The sequence below is a fragment of the Shigella sp. SIG3 genome (assembly GCF_053555855.1).
This window is the reverse complement of record NZ_JBQZXE010000034.1, coordinates 1-25,248: the sequence shown is the minus strand read 5'-3', so window position 1 is coordinate 25,248 and position 25,248 is coordinate 1. Positions and strand designations below refer to the sequence as shown.

The window sequence follows — 25,248 nt, the reverse complement described above, 5'->3', positions numbered from 1 at the left end:
AGTGTTTTCATGGAATTTACCACCGGATTGATGTCGCTCGACACCGCGCTTAATGAGATGCTTTCTCGCGTTACCCCACTGACCACCCAGGAAACGCTGCCACTGGTTCAGTGTTTTGGTCGTATTCTGGCGAGCGATGTCGTTTCGCCACTGGATGTCCCGGGGTTTGATAACTCCGCTATGGACGGCTACGCGGTGCGTTTAGCCGATATTGCCTCCGGGCAACCGCTGCCCGTTGCCGGTAAATCCTTTGCCGGTCAGCCATACCATGGTGAATGGCCTGCGGGTACCTGCATTCGTATTATGACCGGTGCGCCGGTGCCGGAAGGCTGCGAAGCGGTGGTGATGCAGGAGCAGACTGAACAAACGGACAATGGCGTGCGTTTTACTGCTGAAGTGCGTAGCGGGCAAAATATTCGCCGTCGCGGTGAAGATATCTCTGCAGGTGCGGTTGTTTTCCCGGCGGGAACTCGCCTGACTACCGCAGAGCTGCCAGTAATTGCTTCACTGGGGATTGCCGAAGTTCCGGTGATTCGTAAAGTGCGTGTAGCGCTTTTTTCTACCGGTGATGAACTCCAGTTGCCCGGTCAGCCGCTGGGCGACGGCCAAATCTACGACACCAACCGTCTCGCCGTACACCTGATGTTAGAACAGCTGGGTTGCGAGGTAATCAACTTAGGGATTATCCGCGACGATCCACATGCCCTGCGCGCCGCATTTATTGAAGCCGACAGCCAGGCGGATGTAGTGATCAGTTCCGGCGGTGTTTCAGTGGGTGAAGCGGATTACACCAAAACGATTCTTGAAGAGCTGGGGGAGATCGCCTTCTGGAAGCTGGCGATTAAACCAGGTAAACCGTTCGCATTCGGTAAACTCAGCAATAGCTGGTTCTGCGGCCTGCCGGGCAACCCGATTTCAGCGACGCTGACCTTCTATCAACTGGTACAGCCTTTGCTGGCAAAACTAAGCGGCAACACCGCCAGCGGCCTGCCCGCGCGCCAGCGCGTACGCACAGCGTCCCGCCTGAAAAAAACGCCAGGACGTCTTGATTTCCAGCGCGGCGTGCTGCAACGCAACGCCGACGGTGAACTTGAAGTGACGACCACCGGACATCAGGGTTCACATATATTTAGCTCCTTTAGTCTCGGCAACTGCTTTATCGTGCTGGAACGCGATCGCGGCAATGTGGACGTGGGCGAATGGGTGGAAGTAGAACCGTTTAACGCGTTGTTCGGAGGCCTGTAATGGCGGAACTCAGCGATCAGGAGATGCTGCGCTACAACCGGCAAATCATTCTGCGCGGTTTTGATTTTGACGGTCAGGAGGCGCTAAAAGATTCTCGTGTGCTGGTAGTCGGCCTCGGTGGACTCGGCTGCGCAGCTTCGCAGTATCTGGCAAGCGCCGGTGTCGGCAACCTGACGCTGCTCGACTTCGACACGGTTTCGCTCTCGAATCTGCAACGCCAGACACTGCACAGTGATGCCACGGTCGGGCAACCGAAGGTGGAATCCGCCCGTGACGCCCTGACGCGGATCAACCCACATATCGCGATTACGCCAGTCAATGCACTGCTAGATGACGCAGAACTTGCAGCATTGATTGCTGAACACGATCTGGTGCTCGACTGTACGGATAACGTTGCGGTACGTAATCAACTGAACGCAGGCTGTTTTGCCGCGAAGGTGCCGCTGGTTTCCGGCGCGGCAATTCGTATGGAAGGGCAAATCACGGTCTTCACTTATCAGGACGGCGAACCGTGCTATCGCTGCCTTAGCCGTTTGTTTGGCGAGAACGCGTTAACCTGCGTAGAAGCAGGCGTGATGGCACCGTTGATCGGCGTAATTGGTTCGTTGCAGGCAATGGAAGCGATCAAACTGCTGGCAGGTTATGGCAAACCGGCCAGCGGGAAAATCGTCATGTACGATGCGATGACCTGTCAGTTTCGCGAAATGAAACTGATGCGCAATCCGGGGTGTGAGGTGTGCGGGCAGTAATTGCCACCTCCAGGCCTGATAAGACGCGACAAGCGTCGCATCAGGCATTTGCTCCAGACGCCAGATGCGGCGTGAACGCCTTATCTGGCCTACGGTTCGGGCACAGATTTCCAAGCGCGGCAGGCATCGGTGCACTCCGCCACGTCATCAGCAATTTATGAGGATGCAGAACGTCCGGTTAAATCGACGTTCTGCCAAACGCTCCCTGCCAGTCCTGCTCAAACTTCGCCACAGCGGCTTCCACCGCCGGATAGCTAATCATCTGTTGTGCCACATCCAGTGGCAGAGTAATTGATTCACATCCGGCCAGTAAGCAGTCCAGCGCCTGACGCGGGGTTTTGAAACTCGCTGCCAGCACTTTCGCCTGCGGCGCATGCATTTTCAATAACTGGTGTAAGTCGGTCACAGTCTGAATGCCGCTACCGCCCTGAGCATCAATACGATTAACGTAAGGCGCAACATATTCCGCACCTGCCAGCGCCGACAGCAGCCCTTGTGCCGCGCCATATACCGCGGTTCCCAGCGTCGGAATCCCTTCCGCTTTTAACATCTTAATCGCTGCCAGCCCCTCGGCTGTCACCGGAACTTTCACCACGATATCCGCAATAATAGAACGCAGCTTAAGCGCGTCATTCACCATCCCTTCAGCAGTGGTAGCCATTACCTGGGCAAACAGACGCCCCTGACCGCCCATCGCTTCATGAAGTTGCGGAAGCACAACATCCAGCGGTTTTTTACCCGCGGCGATAATGCTTGGGTTAGTGGTCACACCCGCCAGCGGAAAAATACGTGACAGCGCCTTCACCGCAACAACGTCTGAAGTATCCAGATACAGTTCCATAACCATCCTCAAAATGTACTTTTTGTCTGAATGTAGACTATCACGGGAAAACTCTCTGAACAGTTGACGCACATCAATCTAACTTTCATTCGAAAGTATTTTAATGTTTGAACGAAACAGAGAGGCAACTATGATTTTCAATATTCAGCGCTACTCGACCCATGATGGCCCCGGTATCCGCACGGTCGTATTTCTTAAAGGCTGTTCGCTGGGCTGCCGCTGGTGTCAGAACCCGGAAAGCCGCGCCCGTACGCAGGATCTGCTGTATGACGCACGACTGTGTCTGGAAGGCTGCGAGCTGTGCGCTAAGGCCGCGCCGGAAGTGATTGAGCGCGCGCTGAATGGTTTGCTTATTCATCGGGAAAAGTTAACCCCGGAGCATCTGACGGCGTTAACCGACTGCTGTCCGACACAGGCGTTAACCGTGTGTGGTGAAGTGAAAAGCGTTGAGGAGATCATGGCGACCGTTCTGCGCGATAAACCGTTTTACGATCGCAGCGGCGGCGGCTTAACGCTTTCGGGTGGTGAACCCTTCATGCAGCCGGAAATGGCGACGGCGCTGCTGCAAGCCTGCCACGAGGCAGGCATTCATACTGCGGTAGAAACCTGTCTGCATGTGCCGTGGAAATATATCGCCCCTTCTCTGCCCTATATCGATCTGTTTCTTGCCGATTTAAAACACGTTGCCGACGCGCCGTTTAAACAGTGGACCGACGGTAACGCCGCCAGGGTGCTGGATAACCTGAAAAAACTCGCCGCAGCGGGCAAAAAAATCATTATCCGCGTGCCGCTGATTCAGGGCTTTAATGCCGACGAAACCTCTGTAAAAGCCATTACCGATTTTGCCGCCGACGAGCTGCACGTTGGCGAAATTCATTTTCTGCCCTACCACACGCTGGGCATCAACAAATATCACTTACTTAATCTGCCCTATGACGCCCCGGAAAAACCGCTTGATGCGCCAGAGCTGCTCGATTTTGCCCAGCAGTATGCCTGCCAGAAAGGGTTAACCGCGACCTTACGAGGATAACAACCATGACCACACTGAAACTGGACACGCTCAGCGACCGCATTAAAGCGCACAAAAATGCGCTGGTGCATATTGTGAAACCGCCAGTCTGTACCGAGCGCGCGCAGCACTATACCGAGATGTATCAACAACATCTCGATAAGCCGATCCCGGTACGTCGCGCGCTGGCACTGGCGCATCACCTGGCGAATCGCACCATCTGGATCAAACACTATGAGTTGATCATTGGCAACCAGGCAAGCGAAGTTCGCGCCGCGCCGATCTTCCCGGAATATACTGTCTCGTGGATCGAAAAAGAGATTGATGATCTGGCAGATCGTCCCGGTGCTGGCTTTGCGGTGAGCGAAGAGAACAAACGTGTTCTGCATGAAGTGTGCCCGTGGTGGCGCGGTCAGACGGTACAGGATCGCTGCTATGGCATGTTTACCGATGAGCAAAAAGGTCTGCTGGCGACCGGCATCATTAAAGCGGAAGGCAATATGACCTCCGGCGATGCGCACCTGGCGGTCAATTTCCCGCTGCTGCTGGAAAAAGGGCTTGATGGTCTGCGTGAGAAAGTAGCGGAACGTCGCTCGCGCATCAATCTGACGGTGCTGGAAGATTTGCACGGCGAACAGTTCCTGAAAGCGATTGATATCGTGCTGGTGGCAGTCAGTGAACACATTGAACGTTTCGCTGCCCTGGCGCGTGCAATGGCCGCGACCGAAACCCGCGAAAGCCGTCGCGATGAACTGCTGGCGATGGCAGAAAACTGCGATCTTATCGCCCACCAGCCGCCGCAGACTTTCTGGCAGGCGCTGCAACTGTGTTACTTCATCCAGTTGATTTTGCAGATTGAATCTAACGGTCACTCGGTGTCGTTTGGTCGTATGGATCAGTATCTCTACCCGTACTATCGCCGCGACGTTGAACTGAACCAGACGCTGGATCGCGAACACGCCATCGAATTGCTGCATAGCTGCTGGTTGAAATTGCTGGAAGTGAACAAAATCCGCTCCGGCTCCCACTCAAAAGCCTCTGCGGGAAGTCCGCTGTATCAGAACGTCACCATTGGCGGACAAAATCTGGTTGATGGTCAACCAATGGACGCGGTGAATCCACTCTCTTACGCGATCCTCGAATCCTGCGGTCGCCTACGTTCCACTCAGCCTAACCTCAGCGTGCGTTACCATGCAGGAATGAGTAACGATTTCCTCGACGCCTGCGTACAGGTGATCCGCTGCGGCTTCGGGATGCCGGCATTCAACAACGACGAAATCGTGATCCCGGAATTTATTAAACTCGGTATTGAACCGCAGGACGCTTATGACTACGCAGCGATTGGTTGTATAGAAACCGCCGTCGGTGGCAAATGGGGCTATCGCTGTACCGGCATGAGCTTTATCAACTTCGCCCGCGTGATGCTGGCGGCGCTGGAAGGCGGGCGTGATGCCACCAGCGGCAAAGTGTTCCTGCCACAAGAAAAAGCGTTGTCGGCAGGTAACTTCAACAACTTCGATGAAGTGATGGCCGCGTGGGATACGCAAATCCGTTACTACACGCGTAAATCAATCGAAATCGAATATGTCGTCGACACCATGCTGGAAGAGAACGTGCACGATATTCTCTGCTCGGCGCTGGTGGATGACTGTATTGAGCGAGCGAAAAGTATCAAGCAAGGCGGCGCGAAATATGACTGGGTTTCTGGCCTGCAGGTCGGTATTGCCAACCTCGGCAACAGCCTGGCGGCAGTGAAGAAACTGGTGTTTGAACAGGGCGCGATTGGTCAGCAACAGCTGGCTGCCGCACTGGCGGATGACTTCGATGGCCTGACTCATGAGCAACTGCGTCAGCGGCTGATTAACGGTGCGCCGAAGTACGGCAACGACGATGATACCGTCGATACGCTGCTGGCTCGCGCTTATCAGACCTATATCGACGAACTGAAACAGTACCATAACCCACGCTACGGTCGTGGTCCGGTTGGCGGCAACTATTACGCGGGTACGTCGTCTATCTCCGCTAACGTACCGTTTGGCGCGCAAACTATGGCAACGCCGGACGGGCGTAAAGCCCACACCCCGCTGGCAGAAGGCGCTAGTCCGGCCTCTGGTACTGACCATCTCGGCCCTACTGCGGTCATTGGCTCAGTGGGTAAACTGCCTACGGCAGCGATTCTCGGCGGCGTGTTGCTCAACCAGAAACTGAATCCGGCAACGCTGGAGAACGAATCTGACAAGCAGAAACTGATGATCCTGCTGCGTACCTTCTTTGAAGTGCATAAAGGCTGGCATATTCAGTACAACATCGTTTCCCGCGAAACGCTGCTGGAGGCGAAAAAACATCCGGATCAGTACCGCGATCTGGTAGTGCGTGTCGCGGGTTATTCCGCCTTCTTCACCGCGCTCTCTCCAGACGCTCAGGACGATATCATCGCCCGTACTGAACATATGCTGTAATCTCTTCGGCCCGGCTGCGGCGTCGCCGGGCTAAATCATTCACATCATCAATTTCATCCTTACTTTCATTCGAAATATAATTTGTGCTCTGCGTCACATTGTTATTACACTGTTACGGTTTCATTTTCGAGCCAGGAGCACACCTATGAGCGTAAAAGTTATCGTCACAGATATGGACGGTACTTTTCTTAACGACGCCAAAACGTACAACCAACCACGTTTTATGGCGCAATATCAGGAACTGAAAAAGCGCGGCATTAAGTTCGTTGTCGCCAGCGGTAATCAGTATTACCAGCTTATTTCGTTCTTTCCTGAGCTAAAGGATGAGATCTCTTTTGTCGCGGAAAACGGCGCACTGGTTTACGAACATGGCAAGCAACTGTTCCACGGCGAACTGACCCGACATGAATCGCGGATTGTTATTGGCGAGTTGCTAAAAGATAAGCAACTCAATTTTGTCGCCTGCGGTCTGCAAAGTGCATATGTCAGCGAAAATGCCCCCGAAGCATTTGTCGCACTGATGGCAAAACACTACCATCGCCTGAAACCTGTAAAAGATTATCAGGAGATTGACGACGTACTGTTCAAGTTTTCGCTCAACCTGCCGGATGAACAAATCCCGTTAGTGATCGACAAACTACACATAGCGCTGGATGGCATTATGAAACCCGTCACCAGTGGTTTTGGCTTTATCGACCTGATTATTCCCGGTCTACATAAAGCAAACGGTATTTCGCGGTTACTGAAACGCTGGGATCTGTCACCGCAAAATGTGGTAGCGATTGGCGACAGCGGTAACGATGCGGAGATGCTGAAAATGGCGCGTTATTCCTTTGCGATGGGCAATGCTGCGGAAAACATTAAACAAATCGCCCGTTACGCTACCGATGATAATAATCATGAAGGCGCGCTGAATGTGATTCAGGCTGTGCTGGATAACACATCCCCTTTTAACAGCTGACCTCTCTACCGGAGCCATGCGCTCCGGTTTTCCCTTCTTTTTACATCCTGTACATCACATCAAATCATTAAACTTGCATTAACTTATTTATAACTTGTATTGTCACATGCAAATCAGCATAGTTTCGAATGAAAGTTAATGCGAGGTGGTTATGGCTTCTACTTTTACCAGCGACACATTGCCTGCCGATCACAAAGCAGCTATCCGTCAGATGAAGCACGCGCTGCGGGCGCAGCTTGGCGATGTCCAGCAGATCTTTAATCAGCTAAGCGATGACATTGCCACGCGAGTGGCTGAAATCAACGCACTCAAAGCACAGGGCGATGCCGTCTGGCCGGTGCTGTCTTATGCCGATATCAAAGCAGGTCATGTTACTGCAGAGCAGCGCGAACAGATTAAACGTCGCGGTTGTGCGGTGATAAAAGGCCATTTCCCCCGCGAACAAGCGCTAGGCTGGGATCAGTCGATGCTGGACTATCTGAACCGCAACCGCTTTGACGAGGTCTACAAAGGCCCCGGCGATAATTTCTTCGGGACGCTCAGCGCTTCACGTCCCGAGATTTACCCCATCTACTGGTCGCAGGCGCAAATGCAGGCCCGCCAGAGTGAAGAAATGGCGAATGCGCAGTCGTTTCTCAATCGTCTGTGGACATTTGAAAGTGATGGAAAGCAATGGTTTAACCCGGATGTGAGCGTCATCTACCCTGACCGTATCCGCCGCCTTCCGCCCGGAACGACCTCCAAAGGTCTTGGAGCGCATACCGACTCCGGGGCGCTGGAACGCTGGCTGCTTCCAGCGTATCAGCACGTTTTCGCCAACGTCTTTAATGGCAATCTGGCGAAATACGATCCCTGGCATGCGGCACATCGTACGGAAGTTGAAGAGTACACGGTGGACAACACCACCAAATGTTCCGTGTTTCGGACATTCCAGGGCTGGACTGCGCTCTCGGATATGCTGCCTGGTCAGGGGTTGCTGCACGTCGTGCCCATTCCTGAAGCCATGGCGTACGTACTGTTACGTCCGCTGCTTGATGATGTGCCGGAGGATGAACTGTGCGGCGTAGCGCCCGGAAGAGTGTTGCCGGTATCAGAGCAATGGCATCCACTGTTAATTGAGGCGTTAACCAGCATTCCAAAACTCGAGGCCGGAGACTCCGTCTGGTGGCACTGCGACGTCATCCATTCCGTTGCCCCCGTTGAAAATCAACAGGGTTGGGGCAACGTGATGTACATTCCTGCGGCACCGATGTGCGAGAAAAATCTTGCCTACGCGCACAAGGTGAAGGCCGCACTGGAAAAAGGCGCATCGCCGGGCGACTTCCCGCGCGAGGACTATGAAACAAACTGGGAAGGACGCTTTACGCTTGCCGACCTCAACATTCACGGTAAGCGAGCGTTGGGCATGGATGTTTGAGAGTTAATGGAAGTGAATTGATGTGGGATTAAGAAAATCGATTCGACGTTACTCAGATTGCTGACAAGTGCGCTTTCTTAATGCCTGATGCGGCGTTAACGCCTTATCCGGCCTACAAAGTTCTGCAGATTCAATATATTACAGGTACTGCGTAGGCCTGATAAGCGTAGCGCATCAGGCTATTTTGCATTTGTCATCAGCCGTCGTCACCCCGACAGTATCGGGGTGACGGATAATCACTTACTCGATCCCTTTACTACGCAGGTAATCTTCGTAATTACCGCTAAAGTCGATCACGCATTCCGGGGTGATTTCCAGAATGCGGGTCGCCAGGGAGCTTACGAACTCACGGTCGTGTGAAACAAAGATCAGCGTGCCCTGATACAGTTCCAGCGCCATGTTCAGTGACTCGATGGATTCCATATCCAGGTGGTTGGTCGGTTCGTCCATGATCAGAATGTTCGGCTTCTGCATCATTAACTTACCAAACAGCATCCGCCCTTTTTCCCCACCGGAAAGCACTTTAGCTGGCTTTTTGATGTCGTCCTGGCTGAACAGCAAACGACCGAGAATGCTGCGTACCGCCTGCTCGTCATCGCCTTCCTGCTTCCACTGACTCATCCATTCGAACACGGTCAGATCATTTTCAAACTCATATTCGTGGTCCTGGGCGTAGTAACCAATGCGCGCGTTTTCAGACCATTTTACGGTGCCGCTGTCCGGTTGCAGATCGCCCACCAGCGTTTTCAGCAGCGTTGATTTACCGACGCCGTTGGTACCCAGTACCGCAAGTTTTTCACCGACCTCCAGCAGCAGGTTGAGATTTTTAAACAGTGGACCGTTATCAAACCCTTTGGTCAGACCTTCCACTTCCAGCGCGTTACGGAACAGTTTCTTATCCTGTTCAAAACGGATGAACGGGTTCTGACGGCTGGAGGCTTTCACCTCTTCCAGTTTGATTTTATCAATCTGGCGCGCGCGCGAAGTTGCCTGGCGAGATTTCGAGGCGTTGGCGCTAAAGCGGCTAACGAAAGATTGCAACTCAGCAATCTGCGCTTTCTTCTTGGCGTTATCGGCCAGCAGACGTTCACGCGCCTGGGTCGCCGCCGTCATGTACTCATCGTAGTTACCCGGATAAACGCGCAGCTCGCCGTAATCCAGATCCGCCATGTGGGTACAGACCATGTTAAGGAAGTGACGGTCGTGCGAGATGATGATCATGGTGCTGTCACGCTCGTTCAGCACCTGTTCCAGCCAGCGAATGGTGTCGATGTCGAGGTTGTTGGTCGGTTCGTCGAGCAGGAGAATATCCGGCTCAGCAAACAGCGCCTGCGCCAGAAGCACACGCAGCTTCCAGCCAGGAGCAACTTCACTCATCGGGCCGTAGTGCTGTTCCACTGGAATTCCCACGCCAAGCAACAGTTCACCGGCGCGAGCTTCCGCAGAGTAACCGTCCATTTCGCCGTATTTCACTTCCAGATCGGCCACTTTATAGCCGTCTTCTTCACTCATTTCCGGCAAAGCATAGATGCGGTCGCGCTCCTGCTTCACTTCCCACAACTCTTTATGCCCCATGATCACCGTATCCAGCACAGTGAACCCTTCAAAGGCAAACTGATCCTGACGCAGCTTACCAATGCGCTCGTTGGGATCGAGGGAAACGTTACCCAGCGTCGGCTCAAGGTCGCCGCCGAGAATCTTCATAAAGGTGGATTTACCACTACCGTTCGCGCCAATCAGGCCGTAACGGTTGCCGCCGCCGAATTTGACGGAAATGTTTTCAAACAACGGCTTACTGCCGAACTGCATGGTGACGTTACTGGAAACTAACACAGGCGTATCCTGAAAAGAGATATGACAAACCGCGCATTATGCCATAAGTCTGAAAGAAGATCCTGCTCCTCGCTTAAGGTCTACACTCAAGCCAAAGGCAAAAAATGTGATTTCGTACACATCTGATTTCACTGTGAGCTGGAATGAACTTATAATGCGCTTCCAATACTCTAATATTCTCAACCCAATGGCCTGCCAGGCACAAAATCTCGCTTAACATGAATATGAAATTGAAAACATTATTCGCAGCGGCCTTCGCTGTTGTCGGCTTTTGCAGTACCGCCTCTGCGGTAACTTATCCTCTGCCAACCGACGGGAGTCGCCTGGTTGGTCAGAATCAGGTGATCACCATTCCTGAAGGTAACACTCAGCCGCTGGAGTATTTTGCCGCGGAGTACCAGATGGGGCTTTCCAATATGATGGAAGCGAACCCGGGTGTGGATACCTTCCTGCCGAAAGGCGGTACTGTACTGAACATTCCGCAGCAGCTGATCCTGCCGGATACCGTTCATGAAGGCATCGTCATTAACAGTGCAGAGATGCGTCTGTATTACTATCCGAAAGGGACCAACACCGTTATCGTGCTGCCGATCGGCATTGGTCAGTTAGGCAAAGATACGCCTATCAACTGGACCACCAAAGTTGAGCATAAGAAAGCAGGCCCGACCTGGACGCCGACCGCCAAAATGCACGCAGAGTACCGCGCTGCGGGCGAACCGCTACCGGCTGTCGTTCCGGCAGGTCCGGATAACCCGATGGGTCTGTATGCACTCTACATCGGTCGCCTGTATGCTATCCATGGCACCAACGCCAACTTCGGTATCGGCCTGCGTGTAAGTCATGGTTGTGTGCGTCTACGTAACGAAGACATCAAATTCCTGTTCGAGAAAGTACCGGTCGGTACCCGCGTACAGTTTATTGATGAGCCGGTAAAAGCGACCACCGAGCCAGACGGCAGCCGTTATATTGAAGTCCATAACCCGCTGTCTACCACCGAAGCCCAGTTTGAAGGTCAGGAAATCGTGCCAATTACCCTGACGAAGAGCGTGCAGACAGTGACCGGTCAGCCAGATGTTGACCAGGTTGTTCTTGATGAAGCGATCAAAAATCGTTCCGGGATGCCGGTTCGCCTGAATTAATCGTCAAAACGTAAAACAAAGGCGGACTCATAATCCGCCTTTTTTATTTGCCAGACCTTACCAGGCCGGGATCATAACTAACAAAACGTATCCCACCAGCGCCGCCCACAACAGCATCGGTATTGAATAGAGATGGAAACGCCACCAGATGCGGCGATCGTTCGCCATACGTAGCGCAATCAAATTTGCCAGCGATCCTGGTAATAAACCAAAGCCCCCCACGTTTACCGCCCATGCCAGTAATAAAGACGGAGGTACATAATTGAGCAGCAAAATGGTACTCGGCACGTTACTGATCACCTGCGATAAACCGACTGCCGTTAACCATAACCCGGGTTCAGATAAATGACTCACGTTACCCAACACGCCTTGCAACGCTGGAAGCTGGGTCAGTAAATGGACGTCGATAAACATCGCCATAAACACCAGCAGCAACGTCCAGTCCACACTCAACACCACGCGACGCGCCAGCAGCACAAAGCCCGCCGCCACAATCACCAGTCCCCACAGCTCTTGTTTGAACTCCAGCGCCGTCAGAAAAACGATATACAGCCCCAGACAATTCCACACCAGCCGCGGTTTCCACTCCGGTGTTTGCATCCCCGTATGGTATTGCAGCGCCTTTCCAGGGAAACAACACCAGCACAACAGCAGGAGTGTCAGCATCATTGCGCCAGCCAGCGGTGCCATTTGGGCAATAAATCCGGCAAACGAAAGACCAGAACGTCCCCAGATAAGAATATTTTGCGGGTTGCCAATTGGCGTCAGTAGCGAACCAGCGTTGACTGCCAGCGCCTCAAAAATAATCAGCCGATTAACCGGGATCTCACACAGTCTTTTTAGCGTGATAGTCAGCGGAACAACAATAAACAGCGCGACATCGTTGGTCAGAAAGGTAGAAAGCAGCGCCGCCGCCAGCACCATAAACATCGCCAGCCGACGCTCCGTAGCAAAGCGGCGCACCATTTTGCGCCCCAGCACATCAAAATAACCGCTTAACTCCACACCTTTGGTCAGCAGCATCAGGCCGCTTAAGGTGATGATGGTGTGCCAGTCGATAGCAGCAGGCCAGGATTTCGGTGCAAAGGGCACGAAAAAGCTTAATCCGATACCAACAAGAATTAATAACTGAAAAAAACGATCGCCTTGCAGCGTGCGTAAAAAAGGCAGGCTCATTTGGCACCGTGTTTCTGGGTAAACAAACGAAAAGCGTCGAGCGTCTCTTCACTAACATGGTGCTCCATGCCTTCCGCGTCGCGACGGGCGATTTCCGGACTGACGCCCAACACCAACAAGAAATTTTCGACTATCTGATGTCGCTCGCGGCTTTCCTGCGCCAGCTTCTCTCCTTCTGCCGTTAAAAACACGCCACGCCAGGGGATCATTTCAATCAGCCCCATGGTTGCCAGCCGCTTAAGCATTTTAGCCACCGTCGGTTGCGAAACTCCCAGACGAGCAGCCATGTCCACCTGACGAGCTTCCCCCACTTCCCTGATCAAGTCAGAAATCAGCTCAACGTAATCATCAATAAGCTCGCGCCGATGCGCCTCTCTGACCTGGCGGAACCCTTCAACGTGCTCTTCCACGTTCACTAACTGCGTCACTTTTTTTGCTGTTGGCGTACCTGCGCGACGACTCATTGTGCTTCCTCATTATGGTGACGCATACATAGCGTTCTCATTTCGTGCGCACATTGTAAACCAGAGTTGCGAAGGTACAAAAAATTAACGTTTTAGCAATAGCTATATAATATAGCCTGTGCTATATCTGTATGTAATGCAATCATCCCTCAAGGATCGACGGGATTAGCAAGTCAGGAGGTCTTATGAATGAGTTCAAGAGGTGTATGCGCGTGTTTAGTCATTCTCCCTTTAAAGTACGGTTAATGCTGCTCTCTATGTTGTGCGATATGGTCAACAACAAACCGCAGCAAGATAAACCTTCAGATAAATAGCGGCGTCGCGGTACGCCGCTTCACTCCTGCTTTTATGCAGGCATAACGCGTTTTGGTCTGAAAAAAACCACTTTTTGTCGGATTTGCAATCCCCTTCGCAAAAGATTTGTTCGTCAGTAGTTGACCTGAACGGCGGCTCGCTCTATCTTCTTGCAGCCCTGCGTATATTGCGGCTCGCGGATGCGGACCCCTTTCCCCTCTTCACGCACTCTTGCAGGTATTGACCCTTGACGCCAGGGTAAGCACATGGCGTTTGTTACCATAGTGGCATATGAATTTAACCCTCAAAGAATCGCTTGTTACCCGTAGCCGGGTATTTAGCCCGTGGACTGCGTTCTACTTTTTACAGTCGCTATTAATTAACCTCGGCTTAGGTTACCCCTTCAGTTTGCTCTACACCGCTGCGTTTACGGCTATTTTGCTTTTGCTATGGCGAACATTGCCTCGCGTACAAAAAGTTCTGGTCGGTGTCAGTTCGCTGGTGGCGGCTTGTTATTTCCCTTTTGCTCAGGCCTACGGCGCGCCTAATTTCAATACATTGCTGGCATTGCACTCCACCAATATGGAAGAGTCGACCGAAATCCTGACGATTTTTCCGTGGTACAGCTACCTGGTCGGCTTATTTATTTTTGCGCTCGGCGTAATAGCAATCAGGCGAAAAAAAGAGAATGAAAAAGCGCGCTGGAATACCTTCGACAGCCTGTGTCTGGTATTCAGTGTGGCGACATTTTTTGTTGCTCCCGTGCAAAACCTGGCCTGGGGTGGCGTATTTAAACTGAAAGATACTGGCTATCCGGTATTTCGTTTTGCTAAGGATGTCATCGTCAATAATAACGAGGTGATTGAAGAGCAAGAACGGATGGCAAAACTTTCCGGAATGAAAGATACCTGGACGGTCACTGCCGTTAAGCCGAAGTATCAGACCTATGTGGTAGTGATCGGTGAAAGCGCGCGTCGCGATGCCCTCGGTGCCTTTGGCGGTCACTGGGACAATACCCCGTTTGCCAGCAGCGTTAACGGTTTGATATTTGCTGACTACATTGCCGCCAGTGGCTCCACGCAGAAATCGCTTGGCTTAACGCTCAATCGCGTAGTCGATGGCAAACCACAGTTTCAGGATAACTTTGTCACCCTGGCAAATCGCGCGGGCTTCCAGACCTGGTGGTTTTCCAACCAGGGCCAAATCGGCGAATACGATACTGCTATCGCCAGCATCGCCAAACGTGCAGATGAAGTGTACTTCCTGAAAGAAGGTAATTTTGAAGCAGATAAAAACACGAAAGACGAAGCGTTACTGGATATGACCGCTCAAGTGCTGGCGCAAGAGCACTCGCAACCGCAGCTGATTGTTCTGCATCTGATGGGCTCGCATCCGCAGGCCTGCGACAGGACACAAGGCAAATACGAAACCTTTGTGCAATCGAAAGAAACGTCGTGCTATCTCTATACCATGACGCAAACGGACGATTTACTGCGCAAGCTGTACGATCAGTTACGCAACAGCGGCAGCAGCTTCTCTCTGGTTTACTTTTCTGACCACGGTCTGGCCTTTAAAGAGCGCGGCAAAGACGTGCAATACCTTGCCCATGATGATAAATATCAGCAAAATTTCCAGGTGCCTTTTATGGTCATTTCCAGCGGCGATAAAGCGCATCGGGTGATTAAAGCCCGCCGCTCAGCCAATGACTTCTTAGGCTTTTTCTCGCAGTGGACGGGAATTAAAGCGAAGGAAATAAATATCAAATACCCGTTTATATCTGAGAAGAAAGCCGGGCCGATATACATCACCAACTTCCAGTTACAGAAGGTGGATTACAACCATCTCGGAACCGATATTTTCGACCCGAAACCTTAAAAACAAAAATCCGCCCCGAGAGGCGGATTTTTATATCACCAAAGTGATTAGAAGCGGTAACCAACACCGGCAATCCAGGTGCCTACGTCAACGCTACGAATACGGCTCTGCTCGTAAGAGAAGTCCAGAGCAACGTTTTCCATCGGGTTGAACTGCAGACCAGCACCGTAGGAGAAACCGTAGTCGCTGGTGTCGTGTTTGTAGGTCGGGTATTCAGTGGTCTGGAATTTACCATAACCCACACCCACTACACCGTAGATGCTTGCCCAGTCGTTAATGCGGTAAGCCGGACCAGCAGTGATGCCGTAGTACTGGTTTTTGTTGTAGTCACCAGAGCTTGCAGTACGGCTTTTCTCGGTGTAAGTGAAAGAACCGATCACACCCAGCGGGCTGTTGTCTTCTTCATAGCGGTATTTCAGGTTGAAACCGCCCATTTTGTTCATTTGGCCCTGAGCGTCGCTCTGTGCGTAACCGCCAGTTACGGTAGAAGTCGCAGCTACGGAAGTGCCTGCGGTGAAAGCCAGAACTGCGGCCAGTGCTGAAAGACATGCAATTTTTTTCATAACCACCTCAAATGTGATTCAAATAAGTCCTAAGTTTTAAATATATCAAAAATTAATGGGAAACTCTTCGCGATTTGTGATGTCTAACGGGCCATTTCATGTAACAGAACGTTTCCATACACCGCTATCCATCTAAATTTAAATCACTTTTTCAGAGAACTGCGTAAGTATTACGCATGTTTTCCCTGTCATTCATCCAGATTATTCCTAATCACCAGACTAATGATTCCATCAATCCTGGCGCATTTTAGTCAAAACGGGGGAAAATTTTTTCAACAAATGCTCAACCAGCATTGGGTATATCCAGTACACTCCACGCTTTACTTAAGTCTAGATATTTGTGGGAGAAAGGATGCCTGGTTCATTACGTAAAATGCCGGTCTGGTTACCAATAGTCATATTACTCGTTGCCATGGCGTCTATTCAGGGTGGAGCCTCGTTAGCTAAGTCACTTTTTCCTCTGGTGGGCGCACCGGGTGTCACTGCGCTGCGTCTGGCATTAGGAACGCTGATCCTCATCGCGTTCTTTAAGCCATGGCGACTGCGCTTTGCCAAAGAGCAACGGTTACCGCTGTTGTTTTACGGCGTTTCGCTGGGTGGGATGAATTATCTTTTTTATCTTTCTATTCAGACAGTACCGCTGGGTATTGCGGTGGCGCTGGAGTTCACCGGACCACTGGCGGTGGCGCTGTTCTCTTCTCGTCGCCCGGTAGATTTCGTCTGGGTTGTGCTGGCGGTTCTTGGTCTGTGGTTCCTGCTACCGCTGGGGCAAGACGTTTCCCATGTCGATTTAACCGGCTGTGCGCTGGCACTGGGGGCCGGGGCTTGTTGGGCTATTTACATTTTAAGTGGGCAACGCGCAGGAGCGGAACATGGCCCTGCGACGGTGGCAATTGGTTCGTTGATTGCAGCGTTAATTTTCGTGCCAATTGGAGCGCTTCAGGCTGGTGAAGCACTCTGGCACTGGTCGGTTATTCCATTGGGTCTGGCTGTCGCTATTCTCTCGACCGCTCTGCCTTATTCGCTGGAAATGATTGCCCTCACCCGTTTGCCAACACGGACATTTGGTACGCTGATGAGCATGGAACCGGCGCTGGCTGCCGTTTCCGGGATGATTTTCCTCGGAGAAACACTGACACCCATACAGCTGCTGGCGCTCGGCGCTATCATCGCCGCTTCAATGGGGTCTACGCTGACAGTACGCAAAGAGAGCAAAATAAAAGAATTAGACATTAATTAAATTTACATTTCTGTATGGTTATGCATAACCATGCAGAATTTCTCGCTACTTTTCCTCTACACCGTCTTTATATATCGAATTATGCAAAAGCATATTTATTCCGAAAATTCCTGGCGAGCAGATAAATAAGAATTGTTCTTATCAATATATCTAACTCATTGAATCTTTATTAGTTTTGTTTTTCACGCTTGTTACCACTATTAGTGTGATAGGAACAGCCAGAATAGCGGAACACATAGCCGGTGCTATACTTAGTCTCGTTAATTACTGGGACATAACATCAAGAGGATATGAAATTATGAGTACCGCTAAATTAGTTAAATCAAAAGCGACCAATCTGCTTTATACCCGCAACGATGTCTCCGACAGCGAGAAAAAAGCAACAGTAGAGTTGCTGAATCGCCAGGTTATCCAGTTTATTGATCTTTCTTTGATTACCAAACAAGCGCACTGGAACATGCGCGGCGCTAACTTCATTGCCGTACATGAAATGCTGGATGGCTTCCGCACCGCACTGATCGATCATCTGGATACCATGGCAGAACGTGCCGTGCAGCTGGGCGGTGTAGCTCTGGGGACCACTCAAGTTATCAACAGCAAAACCCCGCTGAAAAGTTACCCGCTGGACATCCACAACGTTCAGGATCACCTGAAAGAACTGGCTGACCGTTACGCAATCGTCGCTAATGACGTACGCAAAGCGATTGGCGAAGCGAAAGATGACGACACCGCAGATATCCTGACCGCCGCGTCTCGCGACCTGGATAAATTCCTGTGGTTTATCGAGTCTAACATCGAATAAATCCATCGCTGATGGTGCAGAACTTTAGTACCCGATAAAAGCGGCTTCCTGACAGGAGGCCGTTTTGTTTTGCAGCCCACCTCAACGCACTTATTTAGTGCATCCATCTGCTATCCCCAGCTGATTAAGTAAATTTTTTGTATCCACATCATCACACAACCGTTACATAAAGATTGTTTTTTCATCAGGTTTTACGCTAAATAATCACTGTGTTGAGTGCACAATTTTAGCGCACCAGATTGGTGCCCCAGAATGGTGCATCTTCAGGGTATTGCTCTATAAATCGTGCATCACGTTTTTGCCGCATCTCGAAAAATCAATGAGTTGCAAAACTGGCACGATTTTTTCATATATGTGAATGTCACGCAGGGGATCGTCCCGTGGATAGAAAAAAGGAAATGCTATGAAGTCTGTATTAAAAGTTTCACTGGCTGCACTGACCCTGGCTTTTGCGGTTTCTTCTCATGCCGCGGATAAAAAATTAGTTGTCGCGACGGATACCGCCTTCGTTCCGTTTGAATTTAAACAGGGCGATAAATATGTGGGCTTTGACGTTGATCTGTGGGCTGCCATCGCTAAAGAGCTGAAGCTGGATTACGAACTGAAGCCGATGGATTTCAGTGGGATCATTCCGGCACTGCAAACCAAAAACGTCGATCTGGCGCTGGCGGGCATTACCATCACCGACGAGCGTAAAAAAGCGATCGATTTCTCTGACGGCTACTACAAAAGCGGCCTGTTAGTGATGGTGAAAGCTAACAATAACGATGTGAAAAGCGTGAAAGATCTCGACGGGAAAGTGGTTGCTGTGAAGAGCGGTACTGGCTCCGTTGATTACACGAAAGCAAACATCAAAACTAAAGATCTGCGTCAGTTCCCGAACATCGATAACGCCTATATGGAACTGGGCACCAACCGCGCAGACGCCGTTCTGCACGATACGCCAAACATTCTGTACTTCATCAAAACCGCCGGTAACGGTCAGTTCAAAGCGGTAGGTGACTCTCTGGAAGCGCAGCAATACGGTATTGCGTTCCCGAAAGGTAGCGACGAGCTGCGTGACAAAGTCAACGGCGCGTTGAAAACCCTGCGCGAGAACGGAACTTACAACGAAGTCTACAAAAAATGGTTCAGTACTGAACCGAAATAATAACGCTACACCTGTAAAGCGCACTGGCAGTTCCCTCTCCCCCCTGGGGAGAGGATTAGGGTGAGGGGCGCAAACCCGCTCCGGGGCCATTAATTACCCTGAATTTGATTATTTACACCACGGTAACAGGAACAACATATGCAGTTTGACTGGAGTGCCATCTGGCCTGCCATTCCGCTTCTGATTGAAGGTGCCAAAATGACCCTGTGGATTTCGGTCCTCGGTCTGGCTGGCGGTCTGGTAATCGGATTGCTGGCAGGTTTTGCACGCACCTTCGGTGGTTGGATAGCCAACCACGTCGCGCTGGTCTTTATTGAAGTGATCCGCGGCACACCTATCGTCGTCCAGGTGATGTTTATCTATTTCGCCCTGCCGATGGCGTTTAACGACTTACGCATCGACCCATTTACTGCGGCGGTGGTCACCATCATGATCAACTCCGGCGCGTACATTGCGGAAATCACGCGTGGTGCGGTGCTGTCTATCCACAAAGGTTTTCGTGAAGCAGGACTGGCGCTCGGTCTTTCACGTTGGGAAACCATTCGCTACGTCATTTTACCGCTGGCACTGCGTCGTATGCTGCCGCCGCTGGGTAACCAGTGGATCATCAGCATTAAAGACACCTCACTGTTTATTGTTATCGGCGTGGCGGAACTGACCCGTCAGGGGCAAGAAATTATTGCCGGTAACTTCCGCGCCCTTGAGATCTGGAGCGCCGTGGCGGTGTTCTATCTGATTATTACCCTGGTGCTGAGCTTTATTCTGCGTCGTCTGGAAAGAAGGATGAAAATCCTGTGATTGAATTTAAAAACGTCTCCAAGCACTTTGGCCCAACCCAGGTGCTGCACAATATCGATTTGAACATTGCCCAGGGCGAAGTCGTGGTGATTATCGGGCCGTCCGGTTCCGGTAAATCGACCCTGCTGCGCTGCATCAACAAACTGGAAGAAATCACCTCCGGCGATCTGATTGTCGATGGCCTGAAGGTTAACGATCCGAAAGTTGACGAGCGCCTGATTCGCCAGGAAGCAGGTATGGTGTTCCAGCAGTTTTACCTCTTCCCGCATCTGACGGCGCTGGGAAACGTCATGTTTGGTCCGCTACGCGTGCGTGGCGCGAACAAAGAAGAGGCGGAAAAACTGGCGCGTGAGCTGCTGGCGAAAGTCGGTCTGGCAGAACGTGCACATCACTACCCTTCCGAACTTTCTGGTGGTCAACAGCAGCGTGTGGCGATTGCCCGCGCGCTGGCGGTGAAGCCGAAAATGATGCTGTTTGATGAACCGACTTCCGCTCTTGACCCGGAACTGCGCCATGAAGTGCTGAAGGTTATGCAGGATCTGGCTGAAGAAGGGATGACGATGGTGATCGTGACCCACGAAATCGGTTTTGCCGAGAAAGTAGCTTCGCGGCTGATCTTTATCGACAAAGGCCGGATTGCGGAAGATGGCAATCCGCAGGTGTTGATCAAGAACCCGCCGAGCCAGCGCTTGCAGGAATTTTTGCAGCACGTCTCTTAATAAGACACATTGCCTGATGCGCTACGCTTATCAGGCCTACAGGATATCTGGCAACTTATTAAAATTGCATGAACTTGTAGGACGGATAAGGCGTTCACGCCGCATCCGGCAAAAAAGCCCGCACGTTGTCAGCAACCTGCTTAATATCCCTTCCTCCCTTTCACCCGAAAGGGAGGCACACCAGATTCCTCTCATTTAAAATCGCCCCTCCCCCAGCATCTATACTTATCTTTTTGCTCTGTTTTCTCACTGGAGGAGTCATGCGGTGGATCCTGTTCATCCTCTTCTGCCTGCTGGGCGCACCTGCCCACGCGGTATCCATACCCGGCGTTACAACCACAACGACAACGGACTCAACGACTGAACCGGCCCCGGAACCGGATATCGAACAAAAAAAGCGGCCTATGGCGCACTGGCGGATGTGCTGGATAACGACACCTCGCGTAAAGAGTTGATCGACCAGTTGCGTACTGTCGCCGCGACGCCCCCTGCGGAACCGGTCCCGAAGATCGTGCCGCCGACGCTGGTTGAAGAGCAAACCGTGCTGCAAAAGGTCACCGAAGTCAGCCGCCATTATGGTGAAGCCCTTTCCGCCCGCTTCGGGCAACTTTATCGCAATATCACCGGCTCCCCGCATAAGCCATTTAATCCACAAACCTTCAGCAATGCGCTGAGCCATTTTTCAATGTTAGCGGTATTAGTGTTTGGTTTTTACTGGCTGATTCGCCTGTGCGCACTGCCGCTATATCGCAAAATGGGTCAGTGGGCGAGGCAAAAAAATCGTGAGCGCAGCAACTGGTTGCAGCTTCCGGCGATGATTATTGGGGCGTTTATTATCGACCTGCTGTTACTGGCCCTGACATTATTTGTCGGCCAGGTATTAAGCGACAACCTGAATGCAGGTAGTCGCACCATCGCTTTCCAACAAAGTTTGTTTCTCAACGCCTTTGCCCTGATTGAATTTTTCAAAGCCGTACTACGCCTGATTTTTTGCCCAAACGTGGCGGAGCTGCGCCCGTTCACGATTCAGGACGAGAGCGCCCGTTACTGGAGTCGCCGCCTGAGCTGGTTAAGCAGCCTGATTGGCTATGGCCTGATTGTGGCCGTGCCGATTATCTCTAATCAGGTGAATGTACAGATAGGTGCGCTGGCGAACGTCATCATTATGCTGTGCATGACCGTCTGGGCGTTGTACCTGATCTTCCGAAATAAAAAAGAGATTACCCAGCATTTGCTCAACTTTGCGGAGCATTCGCTGGCTTTTTTCAGCCTGTTTATCCGCGCCTTTGCGCTGGTGTGGCACTGGCTGGCAAGCGCCTATTTTATCGTGCTGTTTTTCTTTTCGTTGTTCGATCCGGGCAACAGTCTGAAATTTATGATGGGTGCAACGGTGCGCAGCCTGGCGATTATTGGTATCGCAGCGTTTGTTTCCGGTATGTTTTCCCGCTGGCTGGCGAAAACCATCACCCTCTCGCCACATACTCAGCGTAACTATCCGGAGCTACAAAAACGGCTGAATGGCTGGCTTTCGGCGGCGCTGAAAACGGCGCGTATTCTGACCGTCTGCGTGGCAGTAATGTTGCTGTTGAGCGCATGGGGATTGTTCGATTTCTGGAACTGGCTGCAAAACGGCGCGGGGCAGAAAACCGTAGATATCCTGATCCGCATCGCACTCATTCTTTTCTTCTCGGCGGTTGGCTGGACGGTGCTCGCCAGTTTGATCGAAAACCGGCTGGCTTCGGATATTCATGGCCGCCCGCTACCCAGCGCCCGTACGCGTACCCTGCTGACGCTGTTCCGTAACGCGCTGGCGGTGATTATCAGTACCATCACCATCATGATTGTGTTGTCGGAAATCGGCGTCAATATCGCGCCATTGCTGGCAGGTGCCGGGGCATTAGGTCTGGCTATCTCGTTTGGTTCGCAAACGCTGGTAAAAGATATTATCACCGGGGTATTTATTCAGTTTGAAAACGGCATGAACACTGGAGATTTGGTGACTATCGGGCCGTTGACCGGCACAGTGGAACGGATGTCGATTCGCTCCGTGGGCGTGCGCCAGGATACCGGGGCGTATCACATCATTCCGTGGTCTTCGATAACCACCTTTGCTAACTTCGTCCGCGGTATTGGTTCGGTAGTGGCAAACTACGATGTTGATCGCCATGAAGATGCTGATAAAGCCAATCAGGCACTGAAAGATGCGGTAACGGAATTGATGGAAAACGAAGAAATTCGCGGGCTGATTATTGGTGAACCGAACTTTGCCGGGATTGTCGGCTTAAGCAATACCGCGTTTACACTGCGTGTTTCGTTCACCACGCTGCCACTCAAACAGTGGACGGTACGCTTTGCCCTCGACAGCCAGGTGAAAAAACATTTCGACCTGGCGGGCGTTCGCGCGCCAGTGCAGACTTATCAGGTGCTGCCTGCTCCGGGCGCGACCCCGGCTGAACCGCTGCCGCCGGGGGAGCCAACGCTTTAACGTTGGCGATTAACAAAACGGCGGCGCTGCTCGTCGTTCATAAAGGTCCAGGCAATAAAGCGACTCTGCTTTTGCCCCTGGGCCATCTCTTTTTTTACCACCTTCACCGCGCCCACGTCGGTCAGAGCACGATACAACGGCGGTAAGTTTTCACCACGAGATACCAGCGAGGTAAACCACATCACCTGCTTCGCGAAGCCTTTGCTCTCTTCAATCATCTTTTTGATAAAGTTGACTTCACCGCCTTCACACCACAACTCCTGTTGCTGACCACCAAAGTTCAGTGCATCGTCTTTGTTCAGCCCCAGGTTACGGCGTTTACGCTCACTACCTGCCCGCGCCGCAGCGGCGGAATCGTGGAATGGCGGGTTACACAAGGTCGCGTCGTATTGCTCGTTTTTGTGGATGATGCCGTTAAAAATCGCCCCACTCTCTTTTTGCCGACGCAGACGAATGGCGCGGTTAAGCCCCGGATTAGCACTGATAATCGCCTGCGCACTGCTTAACGCCTGGCTGCTGGTTTCACTACCGGTAAAACGCCAGCCATATTCATGTACGCCAATCAGCGGATAAATACAGTTCGCACCAACGCCGATATCCAGAATGCTGGCATTCGCTGGAATTGTTCCGCTTGCTTCAGCCAGTAAATCGGCAAGGTGATGAATATAATCCGCCCGGCCCGGTACTGGTGGGCAGAGAAAACCGTCGGGGATATCCCAGTTCGCTACGGCGTAAAAATGGGCCAGCAACGCCTTATTGAGCGCCTTCACCGCCAGCGGATTGGCAAAGTCTACGCTTTGCTCCCCTGCGGGTGTAAGCGTGAGGAATTGCCTGAGTTCAGGATTGACCTGACAAAGCGTGGCGAGATCGTAGCGGCTGTGATGACGGTTGCGCGGATGCAACCCCGGTTTCTGGGCGGACATAGCATTCTCCTTTAAGCAGCGGCGTAAGATACCCGCATAACGCGACAGGGTAAATATCTGGCTGCGTTTATCATTCCCCAAAACCTTAACATGGCTATGGTTTATGGCAATTCATCATAAAAATCAGCATTATGCATGTCATTGATTTGTATTATTTTGTAAAAATATATCGTTCAAAAAATAAGCATATCTCTGTCAATTTTTTGCGTCATTTGCATCGCGCAGGCGACCTACACTTATCAGGCACTACCCGTTGTATTTATGAGGATGTCATTATGAAAAAGTGCCTCACACTACTGATTGCCACCGTCCTGAGCGGAATCTCTCTCACGGCTTATGCCGCGCAACCGATGAGTAACCTGGACAGCGGTCAGCTACGGCCCGCCGGTACCGTTTCGGCAACTGGCGCATCAAACCTAAGCGATCTGGAGGATAAACTGGCAGAAAAAGCGCGCGAACAAGGCGCGAAAGGTTATGTCATTAATTCCGCAGGCGGAAATGACCAGATGTTCGGTACTGCAACCATCTACAAATAACCCCACCAACGTAACTGCATTCGCCTCTGGATGCAGTTTTCGCCTGTTTTGTAATCAAAAAACATCAAATATGAACGCAATGTAAATAAATGTATTTCTTTTTCGCGCAATGGGTGATAGAAAATCGCGTCAAGTGATAATGCTTATCAAAATTATTATCACTTGCACAAACACTATCACGGGATTAACAGTGGCATCGCATCCGCAGAGATGCTTTCTCGTGGCAGTGAAAATTTCAACATATAAGAAAAAGTCACCTGCAAAATGGAAAACAATCGCAATTTCCCTGCCAGACAATTTCATTCGCTCACGTTCTTTGCCGGTCTTTGTATTGGTATTACGCCTGTGGCACAGGCACTCGCCGCCGAAGGGCAAGCTAACGCGGATGACACGCTGGTTGTCGAAGCATCAACGCCTTCGCTTTATGCGCCACAACAATCTGCCGATCCGAAATTCTCGCGTCCGGTAGCGGATACTACCCGCACGATGACGGTGATTTCTGAACAAGTGATTAAAGATCAGGGCGCAACCAACCTTACCGACGCGCTCAAAAACGTCCCCGGCGTGGGT

23 protein-coding genes and 1 pseudogene are annotated in these 25,248 nt (G+C 51.6%); 17 read left to right on the top strand and 7 right to left on the bottom strand.

The genetic code is table 11. The features are described 5' to 3' along the window. Positions 1-9 precede the first annotated feature (9 nt). Positions 10-1,245 carry a molybdopterin molybdotransferase MoeA gene (gene moeA, locus ACUU1I_RS08820; RefSeq protein WP_000397399.1) on the top strand — a complete coding sequence of 412 codons (1,236 nt, stop codon included), beginning with the start codon at positions 10-12 and terminating at the stop codon, positions 1,243-1,245. Then, complete coding sequence (moeB, locus tag ACUU1I_RS08815; protein WP_000829250.1) at positions 1,245-1,994, top strand: molybdopterin-synthase adenylyltransferase MoeB; 750 nt, start codon at positions 1,245-1,247, stop codon at positions 1,992-1,994. The genes moeA and moeB overlap by 1 nt, the downstream gene beginning before the upstream one ends. 178 nt (positions 1,995-2,172) lie before the next feature. On the opposite strand, the gene fsa is transcribed toward moeB, so the two are convergent. Further along, positions 2,173-2,835, bottom strand: coding sequence for a fructose-6-phosphate aldolase (gene fsa / locus ACUU1I_RS08810; RefSeq protein WP_005067242.1), 663 nt, complete (start codon positions 2,833-2,835; stop codon positions 2,173-2,175). A 130-nt stretch (positions 2,836-2,965) separates the two neighbouring features. Between fsa and ACUU1I_RS08805 the strand changes: the two genes are divergently transcribed. The 4 genes from ACUU1I_RS08805 to ACUU1I_RS08790 all read left to right on the top strand — a co-directional run bounded on the left by ACUU1I_RS08805 (position 2,966) and on the right by ACUU1I_RS08790 (position 8,681). Beyond that, positions 2,966-3,865 carry a glycyl-radical enzyme activating protein gene (locus ACUU1I_RS08805; protein WP_000576964.1) on the top strand — a complete coding sequence of 300 codons (900 nt, stop codon included), beginning with the start codon at positions 2,966-2,968 and terminating at the stop codon, positions 3,863-3,865. A gap of 5 nt (positions 3,866-3,870) precedes the next feature. Beyond that, positions 3,871-6,303, top strand: coding sequence for a glycyl radical protein (locus ACUU1I_RS08800; protein ID WP_000209381.1), 2,433 nt, complete (start codon positions 3,871-3,873; stop codon positions 6,301-6,303). Between the two features lie 145 nt (positions 6,304-6,448). Further along, positions 6,449-7,264 carry a sugar-phosphatase YbiV gene (gene ybiV / locus ACUU1I_RS08795; protein WP_000114270.1) on the top strand — a complete coding sequence of 272 codons (816 nt, stop codon included), beginning with the start codon at positions 6,449-6,451 and terminating at the stop codon, positions 7,262-7,264. 151 nt (positions 7,265-7,415) lie between these two features. Continuing rightward, on the top strand, positions 7,416-8,681 hold the full coding sequence (locus ACUU1I_RS08790; RefSeq protein ID WP_000168813.1) for a DUF1479 domain-containing protein: 1,266 nt from the start codon (positions 7,416-7,418) through the stop codon (positions 8,679-8,681). Positions 8,682-8,921: 240 nt separating this feature from the next. Here the strand turns inward: ACUU1I_RS08790 and ACUU1I_RS08785 are convergent, their stop codons facing one another. Continuing rightward, on the bottom strand, positions 8,922-10,514 hold the full coding sequence (locus ACUU1I_RS08785) for an ABC-F family ATPase (protein ID WP_000961475.1): 1,593 nt from the start codon (positions 10,512-10,514) through the stop codon (positions 8,922-8,924). 218 nt (positions 10,515-10,732) lie between these two features. On the opposite strand from ACUU1I_RS08785, the gene ldtB reads away from it, so the two are divergent. After that, positions 10,733-11,653: a L,D-transpeptidase gene (gene ldtB, locus ACUU1I_RS08780; protein ID WP_001056377.1), complete on the top strand. Its 921-nt coding sequence runs from the start codon at positions 10,733-10,735 to the stop codon at positions 11,651-11,653. A 57-nt stretch (positions 11,654-11,710) separates the two neighbouring features. On the opposite strand, the gene ACUU1I_RS08775 is transcribed toward ldtB, so the two are convergent. Together ACUU1I_RS08775 and mntR are read right to left on the bottom strand one after the other, a co-directional pair. Continuing rightward, positions 11,711-12,829 carry an anion transporter gene (locus ACUU1I_RS08775; protein ID WP_000056427.1) on the bottom strand — a complete coding sequence of 373 codons (1,119 nt, stop codon included), beginning with the start codon at positions 12,827-12,829 and terminating at the stop codon, positions 11,711-11,713. Further along, positions 12,826-13,293, bottom strand: coding sequence for a manganese-binding transcriptional regulator MntR (mntR, locus tag ACUU1I_RS08770; RefSeq protein WP_000091016.1), 468 nt, complete (start codon positions 13,291-13,293; stop codon positions 12,826-12,828). Before mntR ends, ACUU1I_RS08775 begins: the two co-directional genes overlap by 4 nt. A 185-nt stretch (positions 13,294-13,478) precedes the next feature. Here mntR and mntS point away from each other — a divergent pair, with 185 nt between their 5' ends. Further along, a complete protein-coding gene (mntS, locus tag ACUU1I_RS08765; protein WP_001001761.1) occupies positions 13,479-13,607 on the top strand; it encodes a manganase accumulation protein MntS in 129 nt (42 codons plus the stop codon). A gap of 271 nt (positions 13,608-13,878) precedes the next feature. After that, positions 13,879-15,462, top strand: a complete 1,584-nt coding sequence (gene opgE / locus ACUU1I_RS08760; protein ID WP_001054680.1) for a phosphoethanolamine transferase — start codon at positions 13,879-13,881, stop codon at positions 15,460-15,462. Between the two features lie 47 nt (positions 15,463-15,509). Here opgE and ompX read toward each other — a convergent pair whose 3' ends face one another. Both ompX and ACUU1I_RS08750 read right to left on the bottom strand, forming a co-directional pair. Further along, positions 15,510-16,025 (bottom strand): outer membrane protein OmpX, encoded by a 516-nt coding sequence (gene ompX, locus ACUU1I_RS08755; RefSeq protein WP_001295296.1) that lies wholly within the window; start codon positions 16,023-16,025, stop codon positions 15,510-15,512. Between the two features lie 52 nt (positions 16,026-16,077). Continuing rightward, positions 16,078-16,143 carry a protein YliM gene (locus ACUU1I_RS08750; protein ID WP_120795379.1) on the bottom strand — a complete coding sequence of 22 codons (66 nt, stop codon included), beginning with the start codon at positions 16,141-16,143 and terminating at the stop codon, positions 16,078-16,080. Between the two features lie 234 nt (positions 16,144-16,377). Between ACUU1I_RS08750 and rhtA the strand changes: the two genes are divergently transcribed. The 6 genes and pseudogenes from rhtA to ybiO all read left to right on the top strand — a co-directional run bounded on the left by rhtA (position 16,378) and on the right by ybiO (position 23,219). After that, a complete protein-coding gene (rhtA, locus tag ACUU1I_RS08745; RefSeq protein WP_001295297.1) occupies positions 16,378-17,265 on the top strand; it encodes a threonine/homoserine exporter RhtA in 888 nt (295 codons plus the stop codon). A gap of 298 nt (positions 17,266-17,563) precedes the next feature. Then, complete coding sequence (dps, locus tag ACUU1I_RS08740; protein ID WP_000100800.1) at positions 17,564-18,067, top strand: DNA starvation/stationary phase protection protein Dps; 504 nt, start codon at positions 17,564-17,566, stop codon at positions 18,065-18,067. Between the two features lie 403 nt (positions 18,068-18,470). Next, entirely contained in the window at positions 18,471-19,217 is a 747-nt protein-coding gene (gene glnH / locus ACUU1I_RS08735) for a glutamine ABC transporter substrate-binding protein GlnH (RefSeq protein WP_449144829.1), read from the top strand. 138 nt (positions 19,218-19,355) lie between these two features. After that, a complete protein-coding gene (gene glnP / locus ACUU1I_RS08730; protein ID WP_001159065.1) occupies positions 19,356-20,015 on the top strand; it encodes a glutamine ABC transporter permease GlnP in 660 nt (219 codons plus the stop codon). Continuing rightward, complete coding sequence (gene glnQ, locus ACUU1I_RS08725) at positions 20,012-20,734, top strand: glutamine ABC transporter ATP-binding protein GlnQ (protein ID WP_000569086.1); 723 nt, start codon at positions 20,012-20,014, stop codon at positions 20,732-20,734. Before glnP ends, glnQ begins: the two co-directional genes overlap by 4 nt. A 260-nt stretch (positions 20,735-20,994) precedes the next feature. Continuing rightward, positions 20,995-23,219 (top strand): annotated as a pseudogene (ybiO, locus tag ACUU1I_RS08720) (mechanosensitive channel protein). On the opposite strand, the gene rlmF reads toward ybiO, so the two are convergent. After that, on the bottom strand, positions 23,216-24,142 hold the full coding sequence (gene rlmF, locus ACUU1I_RS08715; RefSeq protein WP_001343936.1) for a 23S rRNA (adenine(1618)-N(6))-methyltransferase RlmF: 927 nt from the start codon (positions 24,140-24,142) through the stop codon (positions 23,216-23,218). The pseudogene ybiO and the gene rlmF overlap by 4 nt on opposite strands. A gap of 275 nt (positions 24,143-24,417) precedes the next feature. Between rlmF and mcbA the strand changes: the two genes are divergently transcribed. Together mcbA and ACUU1I_RS08705 are read left to right on the top strand one after the other, a co-directional pair. Next, complete coding sequence (mcbA, locus tag ACUU1I_RS08710; RefSeq protein ID WP_000710619.1) at positions 24,418-24,678, top strand: DUF1471 family periplasmic protein McbA; 261 nt, start codon at positions 24,418-24,420, stop codon at positions 24,676-24,678. A gap of 264 nt (positions 24,679-24,942) precedes the next feature. Continuing rightward, positions 24,943-25,248, top strand: a 306-nt coding sequence (locus ACUU1I_RS08705; RefSeq protein WP_020231564.1) for a TonB-dependent receptor plug domain-containing protein, incomplete at its 3' end; no start/stop codon positions are given.